Below are 26,471 nucleotides of genomic sequence, written 5' to 3'. Positions count from 1 at the left end.
CGCGGCCATGAAAATCATCTTCTACGAGAAGGGCGCCGATATCGACGCGTGGCTCGGCGGCCTGAAACGCGAGTTGCCCGATGCGGACCTGCGCGTATGGGAGCCGGGCGACACCGCGAGCGCCGACTACGCGATCGTGTGGCGCGCGCCGCGCGAGCTCTTTGCGAATCGTCCCGATCTTCAGGCCGTGTTCAATCTCGGCGCGGGCGTCGATGCGATTCTCGATGTCGAGCGCCGCGAACCCGGCACGCTGCCGCCGAACGCGAAGCTCGTGCGTCTCGAAGACACCGGCATGGCGCAGCAGATGGTCGAATACGCGACGTACTGCGTGCTGCGCTACCTGCGCCGCTTCGACGAATACGACGCGCTGCAACGCGAAGGCCGCTGGGAAAAACTGCCGCAGCACGCGCGCGAATCGTTCACTGTCGGCGTGCTCGGGCTCGGCGTGCTCGGCGCGGAAGTCGCGAAGGGTTTGCTGAAACTCGGCGTGCCCGTGCGCGGATACAGCCGCACGCCGAAGACGATCGAAGGCGTCCACGTTCACGCGGGCGCGGACGAATTCGACGCGTTTCTCGACGGCGTAAAAGTGCTCATCAATCTGTTGCCGCACACGCCGGACACCGAAGGCATTCTTAACGCGCGCACGTTCGGCAAGCTCGCGCGGGGCGCGTATCTGGTGAACGTGGCGCGCGGCCCGCATCTCGTCGATGCCGATCTCATCGCCGCGCTCGACAGCGGCCAGATCGCCGCCGCGACGCTCGATGTCTTCCACACCGAGCCGCTGCCGCAGGAACATCCGTTCTGGACGCATCCGCGCGTGTCGGTGACGCCGCATATTTCGGCGGAAACGCTGCGCGAGGAAAGCATCGTGCAGATCGCCGGCAAGATCAAAGCGCTCGCGCGCGGCGAGCCGATCAGCGGCATCGTCGATTTCAAGCGCGGGTACTGAGACCACATCGAAAGGAGACAGAGACATGATTCCGTCAAAAGTGAAAATCGTCGAAGTCGGGCCGCGCGACGGCCTGCAGAACGAAAAGGAATTCGTGCCCACCGAAACCAAGATCGAGCTCGTGAACCGGCTCGCGCGGGCGGGCATCGTGAACGTGGAATCGACATCGTTCGTGTCGCCGAAATGGGTGCCGCAAATGTCCGACGCCGCCGCACTCATGGCCGGCGTCGAGCGCCGTCCGGGCACGATCTACTCCGTGCTCACGCCGAACATGCGCGGCTTCGAAGGCGCGCTCGAAGCCAAAGCCGATGAAATCGTGATCTTCGGCGCGGCGAGCGAGGCGTTCTCGCAGAAGAACATCAATTGCAGCATCGCGGAGAGCATCGCGCGCTTCGAGCCGGTCGCGAAAGCCGCGAAGGACGCCGGCATGCGGCTGCGCGGATCCATCTCGTGCGCGCTCGGCTGTCCGTATCAGGGCGAAGTGAGCATCGAATCGGTCGTGGATGTCGTCGAACGCATGAAAGCGCTCGGCTGCGACGAGATCGATATCGCCGATACCATCGGCGTCGGCACGCCCAAACGCACGCGCGAAGTGCTCGCGGCAGCGCAGAAAGCGTTTCCGCGCGAGCGCCTTTCCGGACATTTCCACGACACGTACGGGCAAGCCATCGGCAACATTTATGCGGCGCTGCTCGAAGGCATCGAGATCTTCCACGCGTCGGTGGCGGGGCTCGGCGGCTGTCCGTATGCGAAGGGCGCGACCGGGAATGTCGCGACCGAAGACGTCGTGTATCTGATGAACGGGCTCGGCATCGAGACCGGCGTCGATCTGGATCAGCTCGTCGATATCGGCGATTTCATTTCGCGCGCGATCGGCAAGCCGAGTTCGTCGCGTGCAGGAAAGGCGATCTTCACGAAGAAACGCGACGGCGCCGCCGCCTGCGTCTGAACAACAAAGGACAAAGATGATCGATCAATTGCCCGATTCCGCGCGCCGCGTCGCGCTTTTGTTGAAGGAACGCGGCCATCCGCATGACGTCGTGATGCTGCCGGAAACCGGCAAGACATCGGCGGAAGCGGCGGCCGGCCTCGGCTGCGAGGTCGCGCAGATCGCCAAGTCGATTCTGTTTCGCCGCAAGGAAGACGACGCGCCCGTGCTCGTGATCGCGAGCGGCGCGAATCGCGTCGATGAAGCGAAGGTCGCGGCGCGCGTCGGCGCTCTGGCGCGCGCGGACGCGAAGTTCGTGCGCGAGAAGACCGGCTACGCGATCGGCGGCGTGTGCCCGATCGGACATGCGGTCACGCCGGTCACGCTCATCGACGAAGACCTGCTCGCGCTCGACAGCCTGTGGGCGGCGGCCGGGCATCCGCACGCGGTGTTCAATCTGTCGCCGCAGGAATTGATCGAGCTGACGGGCGCGCCGGTCGCGGACGTCGCGTTGCGCGAGACGGCGGAATCGTGACGAATGTGACGGACATTGCGTCGCCGTGCGTCGATGTATGCCGCATGAATCCGGAGACCGGTTTCTGCGACGGCTGCTTTCGCAACATCGACGAAATCGCCGCGTGGTCCTCCCATGACGATGACGCGAAACGCGCGGTGCTCGCGCGCGTCGAGAGCCGTCGTCAGGGCGCGCGCGTGGTGACGCTCGGCGAATCGTTCGACGCGACGCTCCCGCTGCCGCCCGATTCGATCAAGCACTTCGCGACGCTCGTCAACGATCTCAACCCGCTGCATCACGACGACGCCTACGCGCGCGCAAGCCGTTTCGGTGCGCTGATCGCATCGGGCACGCAGCCGACCGCGCATCTGATGGCGATGCTCGCCACGCACTTCTCGCAATACGCGCAGCCGCTCGGACTCGATTTCGGCATCAGGCTGACGCGCGCGGTGAAAGCGAACGACGTGCTCGCGATGTCCTGGCGCGTGACCGAAGCGAAGTGGAAAGCGAGTCTGAACGGGGATCTCGTGAAGCTGGAAGGCGACGCGCGCAATCAGCTCGGCGAAACGGTGATGAAGGCGACGGCGACCATCGTCGTGATGCCGCTGGAGACACGCGCGTGAGAACGCTGCCGGAGTCGATGACGGTCATCGAGCGCGGCTGGCTCTCGTCGAACAACGTGCTGTTCAGAAGCGCCGAAGGCACCGCGATCGTCGATACGGGCTATGTATCCCACGCGCCGCAAACGCTCGCGCTGGTCAAACAAAAGCTCGGCGCGCGCAAGCTCGATCTGATCGTCAACACGCATCTGCATTCGGATCATTGCGGCGGCAACGCGCTGCTCCAGCGCACGTACGCCTGCGACACGCTGATTCCCGCAAGCGAAGCGCACGCCGTGTGCGCATGGGACGAAGACGCGCTCACGTTTCGCGCGACCGGCCAGCGCTGCGATCGCTTCGATTTCACGGGCACGATCGCGCACGGCGCGACGCTCGCGCTCGGCGGCTTCGACTGGAACGTGCTCGGCGCGCCGGGCCATGATCCGCATTCGCTGATGCTCCATTGCCCCGAGACGCGCGTGCTTATCAGCGCGGACGCGTTGTGGGAAAACGGCTTCGGCGTGATCTTTCCCGAACTCGAAGGCGACAGCGGTTTCGCGGAAGAACGCGCGGTGCTCGAACTCATATCGACGCTCGACGTCGATATCGTGATTCCCGGCCACGGCGCGCCGTTCACGGACGTTGCGCGCGCGCTCGAGGTCGCTTCGTCGCGACTCGATTACTTGGAGGCCGATCCCGCGCGCAACGCGAAGAACGCGCTCAAGGTGCTGATCGTCTTCAAGTTGATGGAAGTGCGCACGATGACGCTCGATGCGCTCGTCACGATGACGCAAGACGCCCGCGCGATGCGCGCCGCCGCCGATGCGCTCGCGCCATCGGGCGAATGTCATACGCTCGTCGAGAAAATCGTCGGGGAACTGGCGCGCGGCGGCTCGGTGAACGTGAGCGGCGAAACCGTGTCGGTGGCCTGAACCGCCCGAGTGCACAAAAAGAAAGCCGCTTGTCAGCTACGGCAAGCGGCAGAATCATATGGACGTGATCAACGTCCCAAGTATCGTATCGCGACACTATTTCACGTGCATCGGTGCTTTCCCTACAAAATTGTAACGACACCTGAATTCACGTAAAGCCCAATGCCGGCGCGGGTTTCAGGGCGCATCTGCCTCGAAGAACGCGAGCATTTCCGCGAGCAGCATGTCGGGCTGTTCCTCGGGAATGTAGTGCCCGCACGGCAGCGCGCGGCCGCTCACGTCGCGTGCGACGCGCCGCCATTCGTCGAGCGCGTCGAAGCGCCGTCCGATGACGCCTTGCTCGCCCCACAGCACGCGCAGCGGACAGGCGATCTTCATGCCGCGTTCGAGATCGGCGCGTTCGTGTTCGAGGTCGATGCCCGCCGACGCGCGATAGTCCTCGCACGTCGCGAAGATCGCACCCGGCGCGGCAAACGCGTCGCGATACGCCTGCAACGCATGCGGCGCGAAGGGCGCAAATCCCGCCTGGCCACTGCCCAATAGCCGATCGATATATGCGTCCGGGTTGCCGCCGATCAGCAATTCCGGCAGCGGCGACGGCTGGATCAGCATGAACCAGTGGAAGTTTGCAGTCGCGAATTCGCGGTCGGTAGCGTCGTACATCGCGAGCGTCGGCGCGATGTCGAGCAGCATCAGACGATCGACGGCGTCGGGGAAATCCATCGCCATGCGATGCGCGACCCGCGCGCCGCGATCGTGCGCGCAGACGAGAAACTGTTCGAAGCCGAAGTGACGCATGACCGCGACCTGATCGCCGGCCATCGCGCGCTTCGAATACGGCGTGTGATGCGTGTCGCTTTCCGGCTTTCCCGACGCGCCGTAGCCGCGCAGATCGGTGGCGATCACCGTGAAGTGCTTCGCAAGCTCGCCGGCGCACTTGTGCCAGATCTCGTGCGTTTGCGGATGTCCGTGCAGGAGCAAGAGCGGCGGCCCGTCGCCGCCTTTCATCCCGGCGATCTCGACGCCGCCCGCATCGACGCGAAACGGCTCGTAGTCTTTGAACGACATTGTGTTTTCTTGTTCGTGGCGTTGCGGACCATTGTAGGCGCGCTCGCGCAGTCGCCGATGCCGTGGCGAGCGTGGAAACGCCGAAACCGAATACTTCTTCGGGAAATGGCGGATGTTTCGGCGGCGATGTCGTGCATATAATCGAACGATCGTTCGCTGGCCACGCGTGCCTTCCGGAAAATGATCGTGCGTGCCGGATCGCGCGCCAGTTCTCTAGAATGGTTTAACGCTGCTCGGACACACTCAGGAGATTCGTGCCATGGCTCTGCCCGCCATCTTGCAGCACCTCAGCTTGCCCGTCGTCGGCTCGCCGATGTTCATCGTCAGTTATCCCGAGCTCGTGCTTGCGCAATGCAAGGCGGGCATCGTCGGCTCTTTTCCGGCGTTGAACGCGCGTCCCGCCGAACTGCTCGACGAATGGCTCACGCAGATTCAAAGCGAGCTCGCCGCGCACAAGGCCGCGAATCCCGATGCCGTGATCGGGCCGATCGCGGTCAATCAGATCGTTCATCAGTCGAATGCGCGGCTCGAACAGGACGTGCGCGTGTGCGTCGAGCATGAGGTGCCGATCTTCATCACGAGCCTGCGCGCGCCGGTCAAGGAGATGATCGACGCCGTGCATTCATACGGCGGCATCGTGCTGCACGACGTCATCAACTTGCGGCACGCGCAGAAAGCGCTCGAAGCGGGCGTCGACGGCCTCATTCTCGTCGCGGCGGGCGCGGGCGGTCACGCGGGGACGACGTCGCCGTTCGCGCTCGTCGGCGAAGTGCGGCGCATGTTCGACGGCCCGATCGTGCTGTCGGGCGCGATCGCCAATGGCGGCTCGATCCTCGCGGCGCAAGCGATGGGCGCGGACCTCGCCTACATGGGCACGCGCTTCATCGCGACGAAGGAAGCGCACGCGCTCGAGGAATACAAGCGCGCGATCGTCGATGCAACCGCCGCCGACATCATCTACACGAATCTCTTCACGGGCGTGCATGGCAACTACATCCGCGAGAGCATCGTCAATGCGGGACTCGATCCCGATGCGCTGCCCGTCTCCGACAAGAACGCGATGAACTTCGCCGAAGGCACGAGCAAGGCGAAGGCGTGGAAGGAAATCTGGGGCGCGGGCCAGGGCGTCGGGCTGATGGAGGACGTGCCGAGCGTCGCGGAACTGGTCGAGCGTCTGAAGCGCGAATACGACGACGCGAAGGCGCGCCTCGCGATCGGCTGATTTTTTGTGCCGCAGAAAGCAAAACACCGCGCCCTTGAGCGCGGTGTTTTCGTTCGATGCGAAACGCTTTAGAACTTCGCGCGGAGACCGACGCCGAAGGTATCGCCCGTCGACATACCCGTGTACTTGTCGTTCAGGTACGCGGCGTAGACGTCGGTGCGCTTCGACAGCGGATAGTCGTAGCCGAGCGCCCAGCTCTTGTGCGTCTGATCGAGACCGCCGTTGCTGCGCGAGTACGCATACGACGCCATCACCGTGCCCGGGCCGAGCGGAACCGTCACACCGCCTTGTCCGGTGTTGACGTGGAACGTGCCGGGGCCTTCGTAGTCGTTCTTCGTGTACATGTACTGCGCGAAGAACTTGACGTACTTCATGTCGTACGACGCGCCCAACTGGCCGACGCTCTGGCTCTTGTAGCCCGGCGAAGCGAAGCCGTCCACCGACGTCAGATCGCCCGGGGTGTTGTTGAAGTTCACGTACTGATAGACGCCCGTCGCCGCGAACGGACCGTGGAAGTACAGGAACTGCGCGCTGTACTTCTTCGAGCGGCCGTCGCCGGCGGTGTTGCCGAAGCTGTACATCACGCTGCCCGACAGACCGTTGAAGTCAGGCGACGTGTACTGGACCGAGTTGTTCCAGCCCGAATCGCCGATCACGCCCTGATCCGTGCGGTACGTCGGGAATGTGCCCGCGCCGAGGAACACGTGATAGACCATCGGCGAGAAGACGTACGAATCGACGAACGGGTTGAACAGGATCGTCGAGACGAAGAGTTGCGTCGTCAGGCGGCCCGCGGTGAACGTGCCGATCGGACCTTGAATGCCGACGTATGAGTTGCGCGCGAAGAAGGTGTCGCCCTGGAAGCGTCCGTACTGACCGTTCTGCGCGCGGAAGAAGCTTTCCAACGTGAAGATGGCCTTGTAGCCGCCGCCGAGATCCTCGGCGCCCTTCAAGCCCCAGTACGACGTCGACATGCCGCCGCCGCTCACGTTCCAGGCACGATCGCCGCCGGGAAATTTCTGCGCGCCGACCCATTCGTCGACCTGTCCATATAGCGAAACGCTCGATTGCGCGTGCGCCGTGCCCGCGGCGAAGAGGCCGAACATCGCTGCGGCGACCGCGGTGGCCTTGACCGTTGTTTTCACCGTAGTCATTGCACGGTTGACGGTTGACTTCATGAACTCTCCTGTTCTTTGTCGAAAATTGAAATCTTTGCGGGCGAGTTGCGTTGCGCTCGCCTCGTCTGACCGGCATAACGGTTTAGTGGGCGAAGAGGCATCGCGTGTGGAGCGGCACCATCTTTACGGACCATTTTTCCGGTCAAAAATGTTTTTGGTTATTGCGGGTATAGCGGTTCGAATACTTCCCGCCCCGCCCGCGCGCAGGAAGGGACGCTTTGCCTCAGGCTCGCGATGGCCGGATCGACAACCGGCGAGATGCGCAGCGAGTACCGGCGCGCCTCTCCAAGCGTCGAAAGGCGTTTGAAATTAAGAATTTCGGACATTTTCCCGCGCAGGCCGCATTGTCCTTGCGCGGAAAAAAGAGCGGAACGTCTGAGGGAAATTCGATGCGCAACTGTGGCGAGATTACGTCATCGTGACAGCGAAGCTAGACGCGCAAACAGTTTTGCGTTCCGCGCGGTGAACGCGGCGAAACGGAGGTCAGCTCAGGAAGACTGCGGAGCGTTCAGTTGCGGTAGTTCGCGTTCGTCGGCGCGCGACCGTCGTCGGCCGGACGGCCGGGGGGGCGCGGCAGGCTGCGCTCTTCGTTGTAGCGCGTGATGTCGGCGCGAATCGAGCCCGCGCCACGCAGCGGCACCGTTTGATCGCCCCGCGGGCCCGGACGCACTTCGGCGCTAACGGGCGTCAAGCCGTCTTTGGCGGCGACCGGCGTGTAATGCAGCGATTGCCTGCTGGCGCCGGAATCGGTGAGGACTGTCGACGGCAGCCACTCGACGCGCGGCCCGGCAAGCGCGAGCGAACCCGCCACCGCGAGCGCGCCAAGCGCTGCGGATGCGAAAAGCCGGGTAGTGTTGCGAATGCCTGTGAGCGCCATGTCGAAACAGCCTGCGTCCGACCGATATTTCCGTCCGTGAATGGAAAGCGGAGACTTTCGCTTCAGGCGGACAACCGGCGGCAGTCGGAACATTCGGGGCCTTGCATCGAGCGATGCATAAACCCGCCAACCGGTGTATTCAACAATTTATTTCGCGCCGCGAAAGCAGTCGAGCCAAAAAGTGTTAGGCCCGCTCGATGGTTGTAACACCATGTTACGTCAGAGTTTTTCGCTGCCGCCGAGCATTTCGGACGACCAAACATATGAAGAACAAATGTGCTGGACAGAAGAATCTGAAAGCCGCGAGATTGGCTCGCGCGCGGCCCGAGTTTTGCTGTAGCGCTCATTCGGCCTTCCTCGTGCACAGGTCGTTTCATGTGGACGTGTCATCAATCGATCCAGTAAATGAATTTGCCAATTTAATCGGGTGCGAGCGAAAATCATGGTTTTTCCTGACTTGACGCAAAAAACGCCCCGCCCAGCGGCCGGCGTGTCCAAGTACGAGACTCTTTGATGGCACGGCCCAAACTTCTTCCCGACAACTTCACGCTGGCGCTCGTCGGCACCGTCATCGTCGCGAGCTTTCTGCCCTGCCGCGGCGGCGCGGCGGTCGCATTCAACTGGATCACCGATATCGCCATCGGCCTCTTGTTCTTCCTGCATGGCGCGAAGCTTTCCCGCGAGGCGATCATCGCCGGCGCGACGCACTGGCGGCTGCATCTCGTCGTGCTGCTCAGCACCTTCGCGCTCTTTCCACTGCTCGGGCTCGCGCTCAAACCGGTGCTGACGCCGCTCGTGACGCCGGCGCTCTACACCGGCATCCTGTTTCTGTGCACGCTGCCGTCCACGGTGCAGTCGTCGATTGCGTTCACGTCGATGGCAAAGGGCAACGTGCCGGCCGCCGTGTGCAGCGCGTCCGCGTCGAGCCTGCTCGGCATTTTCATCACGCCGGCGCTCGTCGGGATCGTCGTGAGCAATCACGGCGCGACGACCGGCTCGCCGTGGCACACCGTCGGCAACATCACGCTGCAACTGCTCGTGCCGTTCATTGCCGGGCAATTGCTGCGGCCGGCCATCGGCAAGTGGATCGACAGGCATCGCGCGATGCTCAAGTTCGTCGACCAGGGCTCGATTCTGCTCGTCGTGTACGTCGCGTTCAGCGAAGCCGTGAACGAAGGCATCTGGCATTCGATTTCGCTCGGGACGCTCGCGGGGCTGCTCGCGGTCAATATCCTGTTGCTGGCGGCGGCGCTGTTCATCACGGCGTTCACGGCCAAGCGCCTCGGCTTCTCGCGCGCCGACCAGATCACGATCATCTTCTGCGGTTCGAAGAAGAGTCTCGCGTCCGGCATTCCGATGGCGAAGGTGATTTTCGCGTCGCACGCGGTCGGTGCGGTCGTGCTTCCACTCATGCTTTTCCACCAGATTCAATTGATGGTGTGCGCGGTGCTCGCGCAGCGCTGGGGCGCACGCAAGACTGCGCCCGAAGCCGCGCGCGAGAACAAGGCCGTCGGAGCGCCTGCCCGCCGCTGATTCACGCCCGTCCGCGAACGGCGCCCGCTGGTTCGCCATATTCGATCCCCTTCCAGAAGGCCGCCGCGTGCGGCCTTTTGCGTCATTTGAACCCGGCCACGCTCAAGCGACCATTCAGCCAAGCGGCATAAGCCAGAAAGCCTGACTTTTCACATCGATTCGTCGGAACGCGTTGCCGCGCGTCCGGCACTTTGGCCTACGTCTTTCGGCTGAATGGTGTTCGGGCATGTCCCTTGCCACACTCTTGTTCAAAACCGGGCAGAAACGGACACGGCGCGCCATGTGGACACAACGCATCAAACTTAAACAGCGGATGGACCGATGAACTGCGTCGAACAGCATGCGACGGCATCCGCCTTGCGCGACTTTCTCGGCAAGTTGCCGTTTCAACGCGGCAACGCCGAAGAAACAGGCCGCGCGCTTCATGCGCTGATCGGCGCGGGTCTCGATCGCCTTCCCTTGCCGGGCCGGGGAAACACGGCTGAGCGCTGGCGCGCGTTGGGCGCGGTCGCAGCCTTCGACCTCTCTTTGGTCAAGCTCTACGAAGGCCACACGGACGCGCTCGCCATCCTCGCCGAACTGGGCGGCCCGCCACCCGACGACGGCAGCGCGTGGGCCGTCTGGGCAGCCGAACCGCCGAATGCGCGCTTGTTGGCGCTGGGTGACGCCGGCTCACAGATCGTCGCGCTGGACGGCACGAAGGCATGGTGCTCGGGGGCGGCATCGGTCACGCATGCGCTCGTAACCGCGTGGAACGAGCGCGACGAACCGGTTCTCGCCGCCGTCGATCTGCGGCAGAACGGCGTGAAAGTCACCGGTTCCGGCTGGCAGGCGGTCGGCATGGAGGCGAGCGCGAGCGTCGACGTGCGCTTCGAGCGAGTACCCGCGCAGTTGGTCGGTCCGCCGCGTGGTTATCTCGAGCGCCCTGGTTTCTGGCAGGGCGGCGCGGGCATTGCCGCGTGCTGGTTCGGCGCTGCATCGGGCATTGCAGCGTTCGTCGCGCGCGATACAAAGCATCGCGCGGGGCCGCACAAGCTCGCGCATCTCGGTGCGATCGATACGGCGCTATCCGCGACGGCCGCGTTGCTGCGCGAGACGGCGGCGTTCATCGACCGCGAGCCGCAGGCCGACGCCATGGTGCCGACGATGCGTGCGCGCCTCGCGGCCGAACATGTGGCAACGCTGGTCGTGGAGCGCGCGGGCCGCGCGCTGGGCGCCGGCCCGCTCTGCCGCGACGCGCACTTCGCGCAGTTGATGGCCGATCTGCCGGTTTTCATTCGACAAAGCCACGCCGAGCGTGACGAAGCATCGCTCGCCGAGCACGTCATAGAGGAGGAAAGGATTTCATGGCAAGTGTGACCACGCAAGCGCCTACCGACGAAACGGCCACTGACCGCGCCATACGCGGCGAAGGCACGCCCGAAGCCGCATGGCAGGGATGGGCGCGTCTGAATGCGCTGCCCGAAGTCGATCCGGCGGAACTGGTGCCGCTCGGCAGCCGGGCCGTCGTCGTTGCGCCACACCCCGACGATGAAATCCTCGGCACCGGCGGCCTGCTCGCTCGACTCTCGGAGATCAGCCGGCACATTCTCATCATCGCCGCAACAGACGGCACGGCAAGTCACCCGAAGTCATCCGAATGGCCGCCGGAACGTCTTGCACGCGTACGTCCGCAGGAAACGAGGGCTGCGCTGCAACGGCTGCATCTGCGTCAGGTCCAGGTAGTCCGGCTCGGGCTCCAGGACGGCGATCCTGACCAGATCGAATCGAGTTTGTCAGGATGCCTGTCGGAGTACCTTCAACCGGGCGACATAGTTTTCACGACATGGCGCTATGATGGTCACCCCGACCACGAGGCGGCCGGGCGCGCCGTTCAGTCCGCGGCACAAGCGCTCGATCTGCCTTGTGTGGAGGTGCCGCTCTGGACCTGGCACTGGGCGTCGCCGGACGATACGCGCGTGCCATGGAGCCGTGCTCGCCGCATCGTGCTCGACGGCGCCACGCATGCCCGGAAGCTCCGGGCCGTGCAGGCTTTTCGGAGCCAGCTCGACCCCGACGCCACCACCGGACAAGCGCCAGTGCTGCCCGAGCATGTGCTGGCAAGGCTTACACGGCCTTTCGAAGTCGTACTCATATGAACAACACCAACAACAATACTAAGCAGTACTTCGATACTCTTTATCGAGATAACGACGATCCCTGGAAAATCAGGCATCGATGGTATGAACGGCGCAAACGCGCGCTCCTGCTCGCCTCGCTTCCGCACGAACGCTATGCGCGCGCATTCGAGCCAGGCTGCGGCAACGGCGAACTGACGGCGCTGCTCGCGCCACGCTGCGACGAGCTGATCGCAACCGACATCGCCGAGGACGCCGTCGCGCTCACGCGGCAACGCGTCGCGGAATATCGGAACGTCGATGTCCGGCAGATGCTGCTGCCCGACTGCTGGCCCACCGGCAAGTTCGATCTCGTCGTGATCAGCGAGATCGGCTATTACCTCGACGAGCCGCAGCTATGGCACATCGTCGAGCATATACACCAAAGCTTGTCGCATGACGGCGCGGTCGTCGCGTGTCACTGGCGTCGGCCGATCGAAGGCTGGCTTCAGAACGGCGACGAAGTCCACGCAAAGCTGCGCGGCCGCATGAGTCTGCCGCTGCTAAGCCACTATTGGGACGACGATCTGATCCTCGACGTATGGACGCCCGACAAGCGCTCGGTTCACGACCGCGAAGCCGCGGCGTAATGTTTCCGTATTTTTACTAAACAAATAACTCGCAAGGAATCGCATATATAACAAAGGCCTACTGGTTTTCTCCAATCTTCGCATACGGTAGGTTCGAGACTTTTTACTATACAATCGCCTCGAACAAGTGAACCGGCCGAGCGCGCGCAACATCGCGCCTGAGCGGAAAACAGCCGAGAAAGGCGGAGACAGAGAACACCACGATGGCCACCACCATTCGCGATGTCGCGCGCGCGGCAAGCGTCTCGATCGGGACGGTTTCGCGCGCGCTTAAGAATCAACCAGGCTTGTCCGAGGCGACGCGCGTGCGCGTCGTCGAAGTGGCGCAGCAACTCGGCTACGATTCAGCTCAGTTGCGCACGCGCATTCGTCGCGTGACCTTTCTGCTGCATCGGCAGCACAACAATTTCGCCGTCAGCCCTTTCTTTTCCCATGTGCTGAACGGCTTCGAGGAAGCGTGCCGCGAGCGGCGGCTCGTGCCATCCGTGCTCACGGCCGGTCCGACGCACGATCTCGCGCAGCAGATGCGCCTGCACGCGCCGGACGCCATCGCGGTCGCGGGTTTCGTCGAGCCGGAACTGCTCGCGCATCTGCATTCGCTCGCGCGGCCCACCGTGCTGATCGACCTGCGCGCGCCGGGATTCCGCTCCGTCAACATCGACAATGTGACCGGCGCGTCGCTCGCGATGCAGCATCTGTTCGCGCAAGGGCGGCGGCGCATCGCGTTCATCGGCGGATCGCTCGCGCATTACAGCATCGCGCAACGCGCGCTCGGCTATCGGAAAGCATATTTCGATGCCGGCCAGCTCTTCGATCCGACGCTCGAGGTCATGACGCAGCCGGGTCTGACCGCCGATCAGGCCGCCGCCGACGCGATGGAACGCCTCATCGCGGAAGCCCGCGCGCAATCCGGTCCCCTGCCCGACGCCGTTTTCGCCTATAACGATGCAGCGGCCCTCGCCGCGATGCGCGTCTGTCTCGCGCACGGCTTGCGCGTGCCGGACGACATCGCGTTCGTCGGTTTCGACGACATTCCGGCCGCCGCCCAAAGCACGCCGCCGCTCTCGACCGTGACCGTCGACAAGGAAGCGCTCGGGCGCCGCGGTGTCGAATTGCTGTTGGAAGATCAATCGAGCCCGCCGAGCCAGGCCGACACGCTCGTCGCCGTCAATTTCGTTCCTCGCGCGAGCTCGGGCACGAAACAGGACATCAGCACGCCATGAACATGACCGCCTCACCTGCCCTCGCGGAACCGGCGCCAGCAGAACGCGCGATCGATTTCCGCAGCCGCGACTTCCTGCTCTCCCACGTACGCGACACGCTCGCGTTCTACGCGCCGAACGCGCGCGATCCGTCCGGCGGTTTCTTTCATTTCTTCAAGGACGACGGCAGCGTCTATAACCGCAAGACGCGCCATCTCGTCAGCAGCACGCGCTTCGTCTTCAACTACGCGATGGCCTTCCGCCACTTCGGCGACGCGCGCTATCGGGACGACGCGCATCACGCGTTCAGATTCCTGCGCGACGCCCACTGGGACGCCGCGAACGAAGGTTACGACTGGGAAATCGAGTGGCACGACGGCCAGAAGCGCACGCTCGACGGCACGCGCCACTGCTACGGCACGGCGTTCGTGCTGCTCGCATGCGCGCACGCGGCGATGGCGGGCATCGACGAAGCCAGGCCGATGATCGACGAAACCTTCGCGCTGATGGAAAAGCGTTTCTGGGACGCCGACGCCGGCCTCTACGCCGACGAAGCCACGCCCGACTGGCGGCTTTCGGACTATCGCGGGCAGAACGCGAACATGCACGCGACCGAGGCGCTGCTCGCGGCTTACGAGGCGACGGGTCACGTCATCTATCTGGATCGCGCGGAAAAGATCGCGGGCAACATCACGCTGCGGCAGGCGAAGCTGTCGCACGGCATGGTGTGGGAGCATTTTCATCGCGACTGGTCGGTCGACTGGCATTACAACGAATCGGACAGTTCGAACATCTTCCGTCCGTGGGGTTTTCAGCCGGGTCATCAGATCGAATGGGCGAAGCTGCTGCTGATTCTGGAGCGGCATCGCGCGCTGCCGTGGCTCTCGGCGCGCGCCGTCGAACTGTTCGACGCCGGCTTCAACCGCGCGTGGGACAGCCGTCACGGCGGCCTCTACTACGGCTTCGGCCCGGACGACACCATCTGCGACCACGACAAGTATTTCTGGGTGCAGGCCGAAGGCTTCGCGGCGGCGGCGCTGCTCGGCGCGCGCACGGGACGCGAGCGTTTCTGGGATTGCTATGACGAACTCTGGCGCTATAGCTGGGAGCGCTTCGTCGATCACGAATACGGCGCGTGGTATCGCATTCTGACGTGCGACAACCGCAAGTACGGCGACGAGAAAAGTCCCGCCGGCAAGACCGACTACCACACGATGGGCGCGTGCTACGAAGTGCTGAACGCGCTGGCCCCGACTTCGACTCAACGGTGACAAGCATGGCAAGCGAGCAAACCACTTTTCCGCAATTCGTTTCCGCGGGCGACATCCTCACCGACATGATCCGCACGGACGTGTCGAGCTGGCTTTCGCGTCCGGGCGGCGCGGGCTGGAACGTCGCGCGCGCGGTCGCGCGGCTCGGCCTGCCGACGGCCTGCGCCGGCTCGCTCGGCACGGACAATTTCTCCGACGATCTGTGGGACGCGAGCGTCGCTTCGGGCCTCGACATGCGCTTCATGCAGCGCGTCGAGCGTCCGCCCTTGCTCGCGATCGTCCACAAGACGCAGCCGCCCACGTACTACTTCATGGGCGAGAACGGCGCCGATCTCGCGTTCGATCCGTCGCGGCTGCCGCAAGGCTGGATGGAGCGCGTGAAGTGGGCGCATTTCGGCTGCATCAGCCTCGTGCGTCAGCCGCTCGGCGCGACGCTTGCCGCGCTCGCCCGTCAGTTGCGCGAACACGGCGTGAAGATCAGCTTCGATCCGAACTATCGCAATCTGATGGAGCACGGCTACGAGCCGATCCTGCGCAACATGGCGGGCCTCGCCGATCTGATCAAGGTGTCCGACGAAGATCTGCACATGCTGTTCAAAGGCATGCCCGAAGCCGACGCGCTCGCGAAAATCCGCGCGATGAACCGCCAAGCCACCGTGCTCGTCACGCGCGGCTCGTCGGAAGCCACGCTCTATGCCGGCGACGAGCAGTACAGCGCGCGTCCGCCGAGCGTCGAAGTGGCCGATACGGTCGGCGCGGGCGATGCGTCCATCGGCGGATTGCTCTATAGCTTGATGGCGCGTCACGGCGAATGGCCCGAACATCTGAAGTTCGCGCTCGCGGCGGGCGCGGCGGCGTGCCGTCGTTCGGGCGCGCATTCGCCGTCGCTGGATGAGGTCGAGGCGTTGCTGAAATAAGCGTCGCACGCGTTACATATCAGCGTGCTAGCATGGATTCGTCCTTGCCTGGAGGCGAATCCATCATGGAAGACACCACCTACACGAAAGGCATCTACACCGCGACGATCGGCGTGCGCGCCATCGACGGCGGTCAGTACCAGGGCCTCGTCTCGCTCGCACGCGACGACGGCGAAGATACCGAAGCGACGCTCTACGAAGTGGAAGCCGCGTCGGGCAACGAAGAAGAAGCGCTCAACGAAGCGCGCGCGCTCGCGCACCGCATCCTCGGGGAAATCGAGTTGTAGCCACGCTGCATGGCCGCATCGGAGGACAACATGCCGGAGCAGATCTTCCTTTATGGCGTCTACGCCATCCACGTGAGGCCGGTCGAGCTGCAGGGCTCGCGCTGGGACGCGGAGTACGAGATCCGTCATCACGACAAGGCGGTGCAGACGTGGACGACCGTCGGCGGCGACGACGGTCTCGCCGATCGCGCCGAAGCCGTCGAGCTGGCGCATCGGCGCGCGGTGTCGGATATCGAAGCCGGCGCGGGCATTCCCAAGCCGCGCGCGTTTCCCTAACTCTCGCTCGACGAATGCACGACGCCCGCGTGGCTGTTCAGCGCCAGCCGCTCGGCCTCGCGATGATCGATCGCTGACGCGCGCTCGTAGCCCTCGCGCCCGAGCGCGCGTTCGACGTAATCGAAAAGCACGCCCTGCGGCTCGATCAGCTTCGCCCTGAACGCGATCTGCAGCGTGCTCGCCGCGAGAATGTCCGCGGCGGTGAATTGCTCGCCGAGCAGCCACGGCCCCTCTTCCAGCGCGTTTTCGATCGCGTGCTCGACGCGCGCGAGATCGCCCCATCCGAAACTCACCGTGTTGCCTTGCGCGCCGGTCACGCGTTCGGCCATCGCGGGTTCGAGGCACGAACCGGTGAAAAACATCCACTGCAGAAAGCGCCCGCGCGACGGATCGTGCAGCGGCACGCCGAGCGTCGTTTCCGGATAGCGATCCGCCAGATACAGCAGCACTGCGCCCGATTCGGCCACGCGCACGCTGCCGTCTTCCAGCGCGGGCAGCTTCGACATCGGATTGACGCGGCAGAAGTTCGGATCGTTCTGCGCGCCGGCTCGGATGTTCACGAACTCCAGTTGATACGGCACGCGCATTTCTTCGAGCATCCACAGCGCGCGAAAGGCGCGCGTCTTCGGCCAGTAAAAGAGCTTCATCGGCTGCAATCGGGTTGGCTGTCGAGGCATTCAGGTTAGCCCTTTCGCGCGCCGACGCCCGATCCGGGTTTACGCGAAGCACGGACAGATCGAGGAAATTTCTCTCGCGTATCTCGAAAATCAGCCCGATGTTTCTCGGCGCGACGGGATTCGCTGCGAGTAAGCAAAAACATTCCGCTTTTGTCGGCAAAGAATGTCGCATTGCCTCGCATACCTACAAGACACGGAGATCTCATGAACGCGCGCGTCCCCGCCGATGCCTTTTTTCTTCCCGCGCTGTCGGACTATCAACTCGGCGACAACCTCTCCGCCACGAAAGGCCGGATCTTCCTCACCGGCACGCAGGCGCTCGTGCGTCTCGTTTTGATGCAGCGCGAACTCGACCGCGCCGCCGGCCTGAACACCGCTGGCTTCATCAGCGGATATCGCGGCTCGCCGCTCGGCATGGTCGATCAGCAATTGTGGAAAGCGAAGAAACTGCTCGCGTCGCACGATGTGCGCTTCTTGCCCGCGATCAACGAGGAACTCGGCGGCACGGCCGTGCTCGGCACGCAGCGCGTGGAATCGGACGCGGAACGCACCGTCGATGGCGTGTTCGCGATGTGGTACGGCAAAGGCCCGGGCGTCGATCGAGCAGGCGATGCGCTCAAGCACGGCAACGCGTACGGCTCGTCGCCGCACGGCGGCGTGCTCGTCGTCGCGGGCGATGACCACGGCTGCGTGTCGTCGTCGATGCCGCATCAGAGCGATCAGACGATGATCTCCTGGCACATGCCGGTGGTGAATCCGTCGAACGTCGCTGACATGCTGGAGTTCGGCATCTACGGCTGGGCGCTGTCGCGCTTTTCGGGCGCGTGGATCGGCTTCAAGGCGATTTCGGAGACGGTCGAATCCGGCTCGACCGTCGATCTCGATGCGCTCAGGCTCGACTGGCAAGCGCCGCAAGATTTCACGCCGCCGGCGGGCGGCCTGCACAACCGCTGGCCCGATCTGCCGAGCCTCACGATCGAAGCGCGTCTCGCGGCGAAGATCGAGGCCGTGCGCCACTTCGCGCGCACGAACAGCATCGACAAGTGGATCGCGCCGAGCCCGCGTGCGAACGTCGGCATCGTGACGTGCGGCAAGGCGCATCTCGATCTGATGGAAGCGCTGCGCCGCCTCGATCTCACCGTCGACGATCTCGACCGCGCGGGCGTGCGGATCTACAAGGTCGGGCTGTCGTATCCGCTCGAAACGACGCGGCTCGAGACCTTCGTCGAAGGTCTGAGCGAAGTGCTCGTCATCGAGGAGAAAGGCCCGGTCATCGAGCAGCAGATCAAGGATCATCTGTATAACCGCGTCGACGGCGCGCGGCCGATCGTCATCGGCAAGAACGCTCGCGACGGCGCGCAACTGCTTTCCGCGCTCGGCGAATTGCGTCCGTCGCGCGTGCTGCCGGTGTTCGCGGACTGGCTCGCGCGTCACAAGCCGGCGCTCGATCGCCGCGACAAAGTGGTCGATCTGGTCGCGCCGCAAATCCTGTCGAATGTCGCCGATGCCGTGAAGCGCACGCCCTATTTCTGCTCGGGCTGTCCGCACAACACCTCGACGAAAGTGCCGGAAGGCTCGGTCGCGCAGGCGGGCATCGGCTGTCACTTCATGGCGTCGTGGATGGAGCGCGACACGACCGGTCTCATCCAGATGGGCGGCGAAGGCGTCGACTGGGCGTCGCACTCGATGTTCACGAAAACGCCGCACGTCTTTCAGAATCTCGGCGACGGCACGTACTTCCATTCCGGCATTCTCGCGATTCGTCAGGCCGTGGCCGCGAAGGCGAACATCACGTACAAGATTCTGTATAACGACGCCGTCGCGATGACGGGCGGCCAGCCCGTCGACGGCAGCATTTCCGTGCCGCAGATCGCGCGTCAGGTCGAAGCCGAAGGCATCGCGCTGCTCGTCGTCGTGAGCGACGAGCCGGAGAAATACATTGGTCACGAAGATCAGTTTCCGCGCGGCACGACGTTTCATCATCGCGGCGAGCTCGACGACGTGCAGCGCCGTCTGCGCGACACGCCGGGCGTCACCGTGCTCATCTACGATCAGACGTGCGCCGCCGAAAAGCGCCGCCGCCGCAAGAAAGGCGAGTTTCCCGATCCGGACAAGCGGCTTTTCATCAACGAAGCCGTCTGCGAAGGCTGCGGCGATTGCGGCGTGCAATCGAATTGCCTGTCGGTCGAGCCTGTGGAAACGGAACTGGGACGCAAGCGCCGCATCGATCAGTCGTCGTGCAACAAGGATTATTCGTGCGTGAACGGCTTCTGCCCGAGCTTTGTCACGGTCGAAGGCGCGAAGCTCAAGAAGGCCGAAGGCCACGCGTTCGATCCCGCCGAACTCGCGCGCCGCGTCGATGCCTTGCCGCTGCCGCAAGGCCAGCTCGATAACGCGCCGTACGACATCCTCGTGACGGGCGTCGGCGGCACGGGCGTCGTGACGGTCGGCGCGCTCATCAGCATGGCGGCGCATCTCGAAGGCAAGAGCGCGTCGGTGCTCGATTTCATGGGCTTCGCGCAGAAAGGCGGCTCGGTGCTGTCGTTCGTGCGCTTCGCCGCGACCGATGCGCTGCTCAATCAGGTACGCATCGACACGCAACAGGCCGACTTGCTGCTCGCGTGCGACATGGTCGTCGGCGCGAGCCCGGAAGCGCTGCAGACGGTGCGGCACGATCGCACGAAGATCGTCGTGAACACGCACGCGATTCCGAACGCGAGCTTCGTGCAGAACCCCGAAGCGAATCTTCACGCGGATGCGCTGCTCGACAAGATGCGTCACGCCGCCGGCCCCGCCGCGCACGACGCGATGCGCAGTTGCGACGCGCAAGCGCTCGCCCAGCGTTTTCTCGGCGACACCATCGGCGCGAACATTCTGATGCTCGGCTTCGCGTGGCAGCTCGGCCTCGTGCCGCTGTCGCTCGCAGCGTTGATGCGCGCGCTCGAACTGAACAACGTCGCGGTCGCGGCGAACAAGCTGGCGTTTTCGATCGGCCGTCTCGCCGCGCACGACATGAAAGCGCTCGAATCGCTGACCGCATCGACCCAGCAGAAGCGCATCGTCATGGCGGATATGCCGCTCGCGGAACTCATCGGCGATCGCGAAGCGCGCTTGCTGGCGTATGGCGGCAAGAAGTTCGTCGGGCGCTATCGGTCGCTGCTCGCGAAGGCATCGGCGAATGAGGACGTGAAGCGCGCCATCGCGATCTCGTTCTACAAGCTGCTCGCCGTGAAGGACGAATACGAAGTCGCGCGCCTGCACGCGGACCCGGCGTTCCGCGCCGCGCTCGGCGCGCAGTTCGAAGGCACGGCAGGCTCGGATTACGCGGTGAAGTTCAACTTCGCGCCGCCGGTTCTGTCACACGGCGCGCCGAAGAAGAAAGTGTTCGGCCAGTGGATGTGGCCGGTGCTCGGCGGTCTCGCGAAGTTTCGCGCGCTGCGAGGCACCGCGCTCGACGTCTTCGGACGCACGCTCGAACGCCGCATGGAGCGTCAGCTCGCCGACGACTTCGAGATCACCATGACGCGCGCCTTGTCCCGCCTGAACGCCGACAACGCGAAGGACGTGCAAGCGCTCGCCGCGCTGTTCGAGAAAGTGCGCGGCTACGGACACGTCAAGCTCGCGAACGTCGCGATGGTCAAGCGCAGCGAACGCGACATCGCGGCGCGCATCGGCATCGAAGCGGCGACGAGCGACGCGGTGCGCGCCTCCATCGATTCGGTGAAGGGCGCGGCATCGCTGAAGGGGATTCCGGTCGTCGTGGCGAAGTAATCAGTCGATATCGTCGGGCAGCCAGTCGATATCGCCGCACAGCACGCAGCGCTTGCCCTGCGCGCGCGTCTCCACGGAGAGCGTGACGCAGGGCATCGCTTCGTTGATCGACAGATACGGCTTCGTCACGTGCACGCGCTCGGGATCGCCGAGGGCCGCGCGGAAGTACGGACGGCGCAGCCAGTTCGCGCCCTGCGCATCGATGAGCGGCAGAAAGCGCGCTTCGTGCGCGGCGCGGTCGGCGCGCAGCACGACGTTGCGGCCGGCCTGCTTGCCGTTCTGATCGAGCAGAAAACAGCGCGCGGCGTTATCGAGCGCGAGGAAATTCCAGCACACTTCTTCGAGCGGCTCCCCCGCCGCGAGCCGCTCGGCCGCGCGCTCGAACGCGCGGATATACGGCTGAAGCCTCGTCGCGACGCGCCGTTCGCGCGCTTCGGTCTGCAGTCGGTAACGCTCGGTCAGCTCGCCGATCACGTTTTGCGCGTGCGCGCTGTCCGCGAGACCCGGATGCGGCCGCGCGAAGAAAAAGCCCTGCACGAAATCCGCGCCGCTCGCGAGCGCGAGTTGCGCCTCGTGCTCGGTCTCGACGCCTTCGATCAGCACGAGCTTGCCCGCCTGATGCAGCAACGACACGATGCCCGACAGCACCGCCTCCATGTTCTGCCGCTGCTTGAGCGAGCGAGCGGACAGCGGCGCGTGAACGTTGTGGCCGGCGTGCGAAAGCATGACGCGATCGAGTTTGACGATGTCCGGATCGAGCTGCCAGATCCGTTCGATGTTCGTATGTCCCGCGCCGAAATCGTCGAGCGCGATGAGAAAGCCGTGGTCGCGGAACTGCTGCACCGCGAGCGCGAGCCGCTCGATATCCTCGGCGCTTTGCTCGAGCACTTCCAGCACGACGCGGCGCGGCTCGAGATTCAGGCGCTTCAGATTCGCGAGCAGCGCGGCGGCGTGATACGGCTCGGTCAGCGCGCCCGGATGCACGTTGAGAAAGAGCCATTCGTCCTTCGCGCCGAGCATCCTGAAGTTTTCCAGATGCAGCGCCTGCGCGAGCCGGTCGATCTGCAACGCCTCGCCGACGCGCGATGCCTGCCCGAACACATCGAGCGGCGACACCGGGCGATCGAGCGCATCGTGCGCGCGCAGCAAGCCCTCGTATCCGACGGCGCGCATGTGCGACAGACTGAACACCGGCTGAAAGACGCTCGATAACGTCAACTCGCCGTGTTCGACCGAATAGCGATCGAAGCCCGATGTCACGCCTAGCTCGAAGCTGCGCGCGGAAACCGTCGTCTTCTCGGGATTTGCGATCATCATGCCGATGCCCTCGCCTGAACGCCGTGGCGAAACGCACTCGGCTGCGTGATGCCCCATACCATTGTCATAAGAACTGCCCTCGGTGATCTCGCCGGGAGTCTCTCTGTCCCGTGGCTTTCGGTAAAGCAAGCTCCATGCGCAGAGCGCGCTGCGCGCAGCCGGTGTTTTGCGTCCCGCGTGCACCGTCAGCAGGCGATTTCAGGTGCACGCGCACCGTCGCGGTGCGAAAGCCGGCGGCGCGTCCGCTGCCCGCATCGCGAGCAAACGCTAAACTTTGCGCTCATCGAAACAATGCTAGACGCCGCGCGCACAGCCGTTCGTGCGTCTGGTGCAGTAGCGCACACATGGAAATCGTTTTTACCGTCCTCATTCTTCTGCTGGCTGTCGCGCTTTCGGGATTCGGACTGAGCCTGCTTCCGATCAAGCTGCCGCTGCCGCTCATCCAGATCGCGATCGGCGCGTGCCTCGCGTGGCCGGGCTTCGCGCTGCACGTCACGTTCGATCCTGAACTTTTCATGCTGCTCTTCATTCCGCCGCTGCTGTTCGCGGACGGCTGGCGCATACCGAAGCGCGAGCTGTACATGCAGCGCCGCGCGATCCTGATGCTTGCGCTCGGGCTCGTGTTCATCACCGTCGGCGTGCTCGGCTATTTCCTGCACGCGATGATTCCGTCGATGCCGCTGCCCATCGCGTTCGCGCTCGCCGCCGTGCTTTCGCCGACCGATGCCGTCGCGCTGACGGGCATCGCCGGGCGCAACCGGATTCCCGCGAACCTGATGCACGTTCTCGAAGGCGAGGCGCTGATGAACGACGCGTCGGGCCTCGTCGCGCTCAAGTTCGCGATCGCGGCCGCGCTGACGGGCGTGTTCTCGCTGCGCGACGCGACGGTCAGCTTTTTCATCATCGCGGCGGGCGGGTTGGCGATCGGCGCGGCGATCAGTTGGGCCGTCACCGAGATTCCGTCGCGCCTGCTGAAATTCTCCGACGACGACGATCCCGCCGCGGGCGTCATCCTCACGATCCTGATTCCGTTCGCGTCGTACGTGATGGCCGAGCACGTTGGCTGCTCGGGCATTCTGGCGGCGGTGTCGGCGGGCATGATGATGAACATCCAGAGCTTGCGCGAAGGCATTCCGAGCGCGGTGCGCGTGCGCATGACGAGCACCTGGACGATGATCGAATTCGTCTTCAACGGCATGGTGTTCATCCTGCTCGGGCTGCAGTTTCCGCACATCATCGGGCAGGCGCTGATCGAGGCGCATCACGACGGCAACGCGCAGGTGGGGCTGCTCATCGGCTATGTGTTCGCGACGCTGATCGCGCTTTATGCGTTGCGTTTCGTGTGGGTGTATTCGCTGCGCTGGGTCGCCGCGCGCCGTACGGCGAAGCAGGGCCTCGACAGCGCCGCGCCCGGTTTTCGCACGCTGGCGCTGACGACGATCGGCGGCGTGCGCGGTGCCGTGACGCTGGCGGGCGTGCTGTCGCTGCCCGTGACGCTCGCCGGGCGCGATCTGGCGATTTTCATCGCGTCGGCGGTGATCCTGGCGTCGCTCCTGATCGCCGTCGTCGGCTTGCCGCTGATGCTGCGCGGCATCGAGCGCGAGAAGAATCCGCATGCGGTGGAGGAGCGCATGGCGCGTCGCCGCGCGGCGCAGGCCGCGATTCGCGCGATCGACGATACGCATGATGAGCTCATCGAACAGATGGACGAAGCCGCGTCCGCGCGTTGCGCCGATTCGACCGCGCGCGTGATGAGCATGTATCGCAGACGGCTGGAATCGCTCGGCGATGAAGAAGCGTCGCGCAAGGCCGCGAAGAAGAGCGAAATGGTGGAGACGCGATTGAAGATGGCGGCGTTGCGGGCCGAGCGAGCGGAATTGCTGAAGCTGCGCTCGTTGCAGCATATCAACGATGAAACGCTCAATAAGCTGATGCGGGAGGTGGATCTTTCGGAGACTGCTATTGTGAATCGGAAGCGGGGGGCGGGGGCGTAGGGGTTTGGGGCTTCTTGTCGCGATCTTGATTTTTATTGGCCTCGTTTGTGTGCGGCGCAAAGCAGGAATTTTTTTATCTTCCTTACATGGGCCATGCGAATTCCCGAATAGATACGACTAACGCTGAGTAAAAAGTTCGCAACGCGCGAGACGCTAAAGCGAGTTACGCTTTCCCTTTGCGACTGTCTCGCCTCGCCTGAGCGCGCAAGAACAATCTGATTCTCTCGTCCGGCGCGGGCGATTGATCTTCGCAAGGACGGTGCGTCAAGAATTGACACACATATCAAGCGGCTTGCGCTACCCTTCGTAGGGCTAACGAGTCTGATCGGAAACAATGGCAACTTCGGACTAGGAAAGCGCGGCTTCTCGCGTACGTCATCGTCCGGATCAACGACGCTCCGAAGTTAAGCACTGCTTCTGACTCGCCAACGGCGGTTTTTTTATGCCGGTTACGTGCGTTCAGCCACGAAGGAGGAATACTTGAATCGAAGCGACGAATACTTTGAAAGGCGTGACCATGCCTTTCAAGGACAGCATCAGCCTTATTTTCTGGAGATGCGCAGTGTACCGAGTTCGGCCATTGCCGACGTTTTCAGTATCGAGGGCGAAGAAGCGATCGGACGCGAGAGCCGCTACAGAATCCAGTTCACGCATACCTCGCACGATTTGTCTCAGCGTGAATATCTTGGCAAGCGCGGCTCGTTGCTTATTCAGCCGCCGCGACGACTCAGACCCGAACCGCCACGTCACAAATACGGCGTCGTGACGGGCTTCTCCAAACTTTCGACCTCGAAGAACCAAAGCGTCTACGAAGTCGTATTGGAATCGCGGCTCGCGCTTCTGCGAAACACGCCGAAGGTTCGCTTCTTCTTCGACAAGAGCGAGCCCGAGATCATGCAACAACTCTTGCAGGAGCACGGCTTCAACAAGATTTGGGCGCGCGTGGACATGAAGCTGTATCGGACGTATGGAAAGCGGCGCATCGTCACGCAGTGGCAAGAGTCTGATCTGGCGTTTCTCAAGCGCTTGTGCGAACGCACCGGCATCTGGTTCGTCTGCGAGGAAGGCGAAGACTGCGAAGTCGTGCGCTTCGGCGATGACTTCACGCATTATCGCCGTGATGCAGCGCGTGATAATCGCGCGTTTGAATTGCCGTTCCGTCCTGAAGCCGGCATGGACACACAGGGTTCGGAATCGGTGAAGTCGTTGGAAATGCACGCCGTGAGCATTCCGGCTGCCTATCACGTGCGCAGCTATAACTACCGGCAGGCGCCTTATCCGATCGAGGCGACCGAACAGATTCGCGCCAAGAAGGACGACACCAGCACTTACGGCGAGGCGTCGACGGCCAGTCTGGCTATTGAAACCAAAGAGGATGCGCAACGCGAAGCACTATTGCGTCGCGAAGCCGCAGAGGCCGCGCAGATCGAATATCGCGGCACGGGCGATTCGCTGGATGCCACGCCCGGCACCGTCATCGCGTTCAGCAATCACGCGCTCGCGGATGCGAAATATGGCTTGCTGATCGTGAGCATGAAGTGCAGCGCTTCACGCACGCAAGGGTACAAGGTCGAGTTCACCGCGATTCCTTCCGATCGCTTGTATCGGATGCCGCTGCGCGAGTCGGAATGGCCGCGCATCGAGGGCACGATAACCGGAACGATTGCGTCGACGGAAGGTTATAGCGGTCCTTACATCGATCCGCACGGCGAATATATCGTTCAGTTCCACGATGACCGGGAGAAACGCGTCGCGGGTCTGAATAGCTGTCTGTTGCGACTCGGCAAGCCTTTCGCGGGGAAATGGCAGAGCGGCTTTCACATGCCGTATATACCGGGCACGGAGGTGGCCGTCGCGTTTTTCGCGGGTAATCCGGATCTGCCATACATCCTGCATGCCCTGCATAACTCGCAAGATACCGACCCGGTTCATCAGCAACACAAGTGGCGCACGCGTAACGTCGTCATCCACACGATTCGCAATAACACGATTCAAGTCGAGGATCGGGAGAATCAGGAACACATCAAGATTGCGACGGAGCCGGGTAAATCGCAACTGAATCTCGGTCATGCGGTCAATAACGGAGATACACCAACACAGTCATCGCGTTCACCAATCACACGCTCGCGGATGCGAAATATGGCTTGCTGATCGTGAGCATGAAGTGCAGCGCTTCACGCACGCAAGGGTACAAGGTCGAGTTCACCGCGATT

Annotated in this window: 23 protein-coding genes; 18 read left to right on the top strand and 5 right to left on the bottom strand. The window is 63.6% G+C overall.

Annotation, left to right across the window (positions count from 1 at the left end; genetic code table 11):
- Positions 1-7: 7 nt before the first annotated feature.
- From NCS67_RS00115 to NCS67_RS00095, 5 genes are read left to right on the top strand one after another with little or no spacing between them, the layout of a single operon-like run.
- The gene (locus NCS67_RS00115) at positions 8-949 is read left to right on the top strand and encodes a 2-hydroxyacid dehydrogenase (protein ID WP_008351949.1); all 942 of its coding nucleotides are present in this window, start codon (positions 8-10) and stop codon (positions 947-949) included.
- A 25-nt stretch (positions 950-974) separates the two neighbouring features.
- Positions 975-1,898, top strand: coding sequence for a hydroxymethylglutaryl-CoA lyase (locus NCS67_RS00110; RefSeq protein WP_175979729.1), 924 nt, complete (start codon positions 975-977; stop codon positions 1,896-1,898).
- Positions 1,899-1,914: 16 nt separating this feature from the next.
- On the top strand, positions 1,915-2,412 hold the full coding sequence (locus NCS67_RS00105; protein ID WP_008351951.1) for a YbaK/EbsC family protein: 498 nt from the start codon (positions 1,915-1,917) through the stop codon (positions 2,410-2,412).
- A gap of 44 nt (positions 2,413-2,456) precedes the next feature.
- Complete coding sequence (locus tag NCS67_RS00100) at positions 2,457-3,014, top strand: DUF1289 domain-containing protein (protein ID WP_250433882.1); 558 nt, start codon at positions 2,457-2,459, stop codon at positions 3,012-3,014.
- Entirely contained in the window at positions 3,011-3,922 is a 912-nt protein-coding gene (locus NCS67_RS00095) for an MBL fold metallo-hydrolase (protein WP_250433429.1), read from the top strand. Before NCS67_RS00100 ends, NCS67_RS00095 begins: the two co-directional genes overlap by 4 nt.
- 177 nt (positions 3,923-4,099) lie before the next feature.
- Here the strand turns inward: NCS67_RS00095 and NCS67_RS00090 are convergent, their stop codons facing one another.
- Positions 4,100-4,990, bottom strand: coding sequence for an alpha/beta fold hydrolase (locus NCS67_RS00090; protein ID WP_250433427.1), 891 nt, complete (start codon positions 4,988-4,990; stop codon positions 4,100-4,102).
- 259 nt (positions 4,991-5,249) lie between these two features.
- Here NCS67_RS00090 and NCS67_RS00085 point away from each other — a divergent pair, with 259 nt between their 5' ends.
- Complete coding sequence (locus NCS67_RS00085; RefSeq protein WP_008351955.1) at positions 5,250-6,212, top strand: NAD(P)H-dependent flavin oxidoreductase; 963 nt, start codon at positions 5,250-5,252, stop codon at positions 6,210-6,212.
- A 68-nt stretch (positions 6,213-6,280) separates the two neighbouring features.
- Here NCS67_RS00085 and NCS67_RS00080 read toward each other — a convergent pair whose 3' ends face one another.
- Complete coding sequence (locus NCS67_RS00080) at positions 6,281-7,390, bottom strand: porin (RefSeq protein ID WP_008351956.1); 1,110 nt, start codon at positions 7,388-7,390, stop codon at positions 6,281-6,283.
- A gap of 508 nt (positions 7,391-7,898) precedes the next feature.
- Positions 7,899-8,267 (bottom strand): hypothetical protein, encoded by a 369-nt coding sequence (locus tag NCS67_RS00075; protein WP_034470363.1) that lies wholly within the window; start codon positions 8,265-8,267, stop codon positions 7,899-7,901.
- Positions 8,268-8,780: 513 nt separating this feature from the next.
- On the opposite strand from NCS67_RS00075, the gene NCS67_RS00070 reads away from it, so the two are divergent.
- From NCS67_RS00070 to NCS67_RS00030, 9 genes are all read left to right on the top strand, one after another.
- A complete protein-coding gene (locus NCS67_RS00070) occupies positions 8,781-9,800 on the top strand; it encodes a bile acid:sodium symporter family protein (protein ID WP_033536558.1) in 1,020 nt (339 codons plus the stop codon).
- Between the two features lie 321 nt (positions 9,801-10,121).
- Positions 10,122-11,159, top strand: coding sequence for an acyl-CoA dehydrogenase family protein (locus NCS67_RS00065; protein WP_250433425.1), 1,038 nt, complete (start codon positions 10,122-10,124; stop codon positions 11,157-11,159).
- Positions 11,147-11,938 (top strand): PIG-L deacetylase family protein, encoded by a 792-nt coding sequence (locus NCS67_RS00060; protein WP_034470357.1) that lies wholly within the window; start codon positions 11,147-11,149, stop codon positions 11,936-11,938. Before NCS67_RS00065 ends, NCS67_RS00060 begins: the two co-directional genes overlap by 13 nt.
- Positions 11,935-12,546 carry a class I SAM-dependent methyltransferase gene (locus NCS67_RS00055; RefSeq protein WP_034470354.1) on the top strand — a complete coding sequence of 204 codons (612 nt, stop codon included), beginning with the start codon at positions 11,935-11,937 and terminating at the stop codon, positions 12,544-12,546. The genes NCS67_RS00060 and NCS67_RS00055 overlap by 4 nt, the downstream gene beginning before the upstream one ends.
- 203 nt (positions 12,547-12,749) lie before the next feature.
- Entirely contained in the window at positions 12,750-13,769 is a 1,020-nt protein-coding gene (locus NCS67_RS00050; RefSeq protein WP_008351968.1) for a LacI family DNA-binding transcriptional regulator, read from the top strand.
- A complete protein-coding gene (locus tag NCS67_RS00045; protein ID WP_250433423.1) occupies positions 13,766-15,019 on the top strand; it encodes an AGE family epimerase/isomerase in 1,254 nt (417 codons plus the stop codon). Before NCS67_RS00050 ends, NCS67_RS00045 begins: the two co-directional genes overlap by 4 nt.
- 5 nt (positions 15,020-15,024) lie before the next feature.
- On the top strand, positions 15,025-15,936 hold the full coding sequence (locus tag NCS67_RS00040) for a carbohydrate kinase family protein (protein ID WP_250433404.1): 912 nt from the start codon (positions 15,025-15,027) through the stop codon (positions 15,934-15,936).
- 65 nt (positions 15,937-16,001) lie between these two features.
- A complete protein-coding gene (locus NCS67_RS00035) occupies positions 16,002-16,223 on the top strand; it encodes a hypothetical protein (RefSeq protein ID WP_008351974.1) in 222 nt (73 codons plus the stop codon).
- A 30-nt stretch (positions 16,224-16,253) separates the two neighbouring features.
- A complete protein-coding gene (locus NCS67_RS00030; protein WP_008351976.1) occupies positions 16,254-16,499 on the top strand; it encodes a hypothetical protein in 246 nt (81 codons plus the stop codon).
- Here the strand turns inward: NCS67_RS00030 and NCS67_RS00025 are convergent.
- Positions 16,496-17,146: a glutathione S-transferase family protein gene (locus NCS67_RS00025; protein ID WP_034470349.1), complete on the bottom strand. Its 651-nt coding sequence runs from the start codon at positions 17,144-17,146 to the stop codon at positions 16,496-16,498. The two genes, NCS67_RS00030 and NCS67_RS00025, sit on opposite strands and share 4 nt — an antisense overlap.
- A gap of 234 nt (positions 17,147-17,380) precedes the next feature.
- Here NCS67_RS00025 and NCS67_RS00020 point away from each other — a divergent pair, with 234 nt between their 5' ends.
- The gene (locus tag NCS67_RS00020) at positions 17,381-20,947 is read left to right on the top strand and encodes an indolepyruvate ferredoxin oxidoreductase family protein (protein ID WP_250433401.1); all 3,567 of its coding nucleotides are present in this window, start codon (positions 17,381-17,383) and stop codon (positions 20,945-20,947) included.
- On the opposite strand, the gene NCS67_RS00015 is transcribed toward NCS67_RS00020, so the two are convergent.
- A complete protein-coding gene (locus tag NCS67_RS00015; RefSeq protein ID WP_008351986.1) occupies positions 20,948-22,264 on the bottom strand; it encodes an EAL domain-containing protein in 1,317 nt (438 codons plus the stop codon). It lies immediately after the preceding gene.
- Positions 22,265-22,608: 344 nt separating this feature from the next.
- On the opposite strand from NCS67_RS00015, the gene NCS67_RS00010 reads away from it, so the two are divergent.
- Together NCS67_RS00010 and NCS67_RS00005 are read left to right on the top strand one after the other, a co-directional pair.
- Positions 22,609-24,258 carry a Na+/H+ antiporter gene (locus NCS67_RS00010; RefSeq protein ID WP_250433399.1) on the top strand — a complete coding sequence of 550 codons (1,650 nt, stop codon included), beginning with the start codon at positions 22,609-22,611 and terminating at the stop codon, positions 24,256-24,258.
- Between the two features lie 555 nt (positions 24,259-24,813).
- Positions 24,814-26,409 (top strand): type VI secretion system Vgr family protein, encoded by a 1,596-nt coding sequence (locus tag NCS67_RS00005; RefSeq protein WP_250433395.1) that lies wholly within the window; start codon positions 24,814-24,816, stop codon positions 26,407-26,409.
- The last annotated feature ends 62 nt before the right edge of the window (positions 26,410-26,471 follow it).

The sequence above is a fragment of the Caballeronia sp. ATUFL_F2_KS9A genome (genome assembly GCF_023630765.1).
Classification (GTDB): domain Bacteria; phylum Pseudomonadota; class Gammaproteobacteria; order Burkholderiales; family Burkholderiaceae; genus Caballeronia; species Caballeronia zhejiangensis.
Note: the sequence above shows the minus strand (reverse complement) of the source record. Positions and strands in the feature narration are given on the sequence as shown.